At 67.1% G+C, this 3,573-nt stretch carries 2 protein-coding genes; both read right to left on the reverse strand.

Annotation, left to right across the window (positions count from 1 at the left end; all coding sequences use genetic code 11):
* Positions 1 to 65: 65 nt before the first annotated feature.
* Complete coding sequence (locus D7V93_RS40205; protein ID WP_120628867.1) at positions 66 to 1,076, reverse strand: ribonucleotide-diphosphate reductase subunit beta; 1,011 nt, start codon at positions 1,074 to 1,076, stop codon at positions 66 to 68.
* Between the two features lie 69 nt (positions 1,077 to 1,145).
* Positions 1,146 to 3,573: ribonucleoside-diphosphate reductase subunit alpha (locus D7V93_RS40210; RefSeq protein ID WP_244237799.1), on the reverse strand; the 2,428-nt coding region annotated here is incomplete at its 5' end.

Raw genomic sequence — 3,573 nt, forward strand, 5'->3', positions numbered from 1 at the left:
CACGAAAGCCGTGCCTCGCGTGAGCGGGGCACGGCTTGGCGTGGGGAGGCGGAGGGGAGGGGAGGCTAGAAGGCGGCGTCGAAGACGACGTCGTTCGCGGCGCCCACGCCCACGCCCACCTGGTAGGACGACACGCGGCGCTCGAAGAAGTTGGTGAGCTCCTGCACGTCCTGCAGGTCCATGAAGTGCAGCGGGTTCTTGGTGTGGAAGATGGGGGACATGCCCAGCATCTGGAGGCGCTGGTCGGCCACGTACTCCAGGTAGCCGCGCATCTCCTGCACCGACAGGCCCATCACGCCGCCGCCCAGCACGTCCTGGGCGAACTGCGTCTCGCACTCCACCGCCTCGCGCAGCATCTGCACCACGTCGCGCTCCAGGCTCGCGTCGAAGAGGTCCGGCTCCTCCTTGCGCACCGTCTGGATGGCCTCGAAGGCGAACGCCATGTGGGCGCTCTCGTCGCGGAACACCCAGTTGGTGCCGGCGGCGAGGCCGTTGAGCAGGCCCTTGCTGCGCAGGAAGTACACGTACGCGAAGGCCGCGAAGAAGAAGAGGCCTTCGATGCAGCCCGCGAAGCAGATGAGGTTCAGCAGGAACTGGCGCCGGTCCCCGCGCGAGCGCGTCTGGTCCATGGACTGGATGCTGTCCATCCACTTCATGCAGAAGCGCGCCTTGCGCTGGATGGAGGGGATGTTGTCCACCGCCGCGAACGCCTTCGCGCGCTCGGCCGGGTCCGGCATGTAGCTGTCCAGCAGCGTCAGGTAGAACTGGACGTGCAGCGCCTCTTCGTAGAGCTGGCGCGACAGGTACATGCGCGCTTCAGGCGCGTTCAGGTGCTTGTAGAGGTTGAGCACCAGGTTGTTGCCGACGATGGAGTCGCCCGTGGCGAAGAAGGCCACCAGCCGGTGGATGAGGTGACGCTCCGCGTCCGTCATCTTCGAGCGCAGGTCCACCAGGTCCGTGGAGAAGTCGATCTCCTCCACCGTCCAGGTGTTCTTGATGGCGTTGCGGTACATCTCGAAGAAGACGGGATACGCCATGGGGCGCAGCGTCAGGTTCATTCCCGGATCGAGCAGCATTGCTTCAGCACTCCCTTACAAAAGACGGCACGGGACGGATGGGGCGAAGGGAACGACGCGGGCCCGCGACTACTGGCACGCCTCGCACGCCTCGGGGTTCTCCAGCGAGCACGCCACGGCTTCGGCTTCCGCGGTGACGACCTGGGACATCACCTGCGCGGGTGCGGGCGTGGGCGTGGCCGACACCGTGGGGCCGCCCTGGTTCACGGTCGTCTTCGCGATGCGGGTCGCCGGGCGCGAGCGCATGTAATACGTCGTCTTCAGCCCCTTCTGCCACGCGTAGAAGTACATCGAGGACAGCTTCCCGATGTTGGGCGTCTCCACGAAGAGGTTGAGCGACTGGCTCTGGTCGATGAAGGCGCCGCGGTCCGCGCCCATGTCCAGCAGCGAGCGCATGGGCACCTCCCACGCCGTGCGGTAGATGGCGCGCAGCTCCTCGGGCAGCTCCGTGAGGTCCTGCACGCTGCCTTCCGCCATCTTGATGCGGTTGCGCGTGGACTCGTTCCAGAGGCCCAGCTGCTGCAGGTCGCGCACCAGGTAGCGGTTCACCTGGAGGAAGTCGCCCGACAGCGTCTCGCGCTTGAAGAGGTTGGACACCTGCGGCTCGATGCACTCGTAGCAGCCGGCGATGGAGGCGATGGTGGCCGTGGGCGCGATGGCGATCATCAGCGAGTTGCGCAGGCCCACCTTCATGATGCGCGAGCGCAGCGCGTCCCAGCGCAGCGTGTCTTCCGGGACGATGCCCCAGCTGTCGAACTGGAGCTCGCCCTTGGCGGCGCGCGTCTCCGGGAAGGCCGGGTGGGCGCCGAACTGCTCCGCGAGGTCCGACGAGGTGACGAGCGCCGCGTAGTAGATCTCCTCGGAGATCTTCTTCGACAGGTTGCGCGCCTCCACGGAGTCGAAGGGCAGACGCAGCTGGAAGAAGACGTCCTGGAGGCCCATCAGGCCCAGGCCCACCGGGCGCCAGCGGCGGTTGGAGTCCGCGGCGGTGGTGATGGGGTAGTAGTTGAGGTCGATGACGCGGTCCAACTGCTTGAGCGCGAGCATCGCGTTGGCGCGCAGCTGGTCGAAGTCGAACTTCCCGTCCTTCACCATGCGGCTCAGGTTGAGCGAGCCCAGGTTGCACACCGCCGTCTCACCCTGGCTCGTGACCTCCAGGATTTCGGTGCACAGGTTGGACAGGTGGATGACGTTGCCCGGCTGGCCCGTCTGGTTGCTCTTGCGGTTGGCGATGTCCTTGAAGGTCATCCAGCCGTTGCCCGTCTGGGCGAGCACCTTCATCATCCGCGCGTACAGGTCGCGCGCCTTCACCTTGCGCACGGCGAGCCCCTGCGCCTCGGCCTCCGCGTAGGCCTTCTCGAAGGCGTCGCCGAACAGGTCGGTGAGGTGCGGGGTGGCCTTCGGGTCGAAGAGGCTCCACTCCTGGTCGGCCTCCACGCGGCGCATGAACAGGTCCGGCACCCAGTTGGCCAGGTTCAGGTTGTGCGCGCGGCGGGCCTCGTCACCGGTGTTGTCGCGCAGCTCGAGGAAGTCCTCGATGTCCGCGTGCCACGTCTCCAGGTACACGCAGCACGCGCCCTTGCGCTTGCCGCCCTGGTTCACCGCCGCCACGGACGCGTCCAGCGTCTTGAGCCACGGGACGATGCCGTTGGAGTGGCCGTTGGTGGACTTGATGAGCGACCCGCGCGCACGCACGCGGCTGTACGCCACGCCGATGCCGCCGGAGAACTTCGACAGCATCGCGATGTCCGAGTACTTCTTGTAGATGGCGTCCAGCTCGTCCGCGGGCGAGTCCAGCAGGAAGCAGCTGGAGAGCTGCTCGTGGCGCGTGCCGGAGTTGAACAGGGTGGGGGAGCTGGGCAGGTACTCCAGCGAGCTGAACAGGCGGTAGAGCTCGATGGCCTCGCGCGCGTTGTCGCCGGAGAGCGCGCACGCCACGCGCAGGAAGAAGTCCTGGGGCGTCTCAATCACTTCGCGCGTCTGCGGGTTCTTCAGCAGGTAGCGGTCGTAGACGGTGCGCAGGCCGAAGTACTCGAACAGGTCGTTGCGGACCGGGTCGATGGCGGCGTTGAGCTTGCGCGCGTTGGCCTGGACGAAGGTGAGCAGGCGCTCCGCGATGAGGCCGTGCTTGTGGCCCGCGGCGACGGACTGGCTGAAGGACTGGATGTCCTGGTTGCTGACCTCCTTCTGGATGAAGGTGGACAGCAGGCGCGCGGAGAGCCGCGCGTACTCGGGCTCCTCCACGATGAGGGCCGCGGCGGTCTGGATGGACAGCCCGTCCAATTCGCGCGTGGTGGCGCCGTCGTACAGGCCGCTGATGGTCTTCGTGGCCACGCGCATCACGTCCACGCGCGACAGGCCCACGCAGGACTTGCCCACCGCGCGGACGATCTTGTTGAGGTCCACGGGCTCCGCCGTCCCGTTTCGCTTCTTCACCCGCATCGTGGTGGCGAAGTCGCCGCCAGCCGACGGGGCCGGGGCGGCGGTGGCCGTGGGG

Source organism: Corallococcus llansteffanensis, assembly GCF_003612055.1.
Classification (GTDB): domain Bacteria; phylum Myxococcota; class Myxococcia; order Myxococcales; family Myxococcaceae; genus Corallococcus; species Corallococcus llansteffanensis.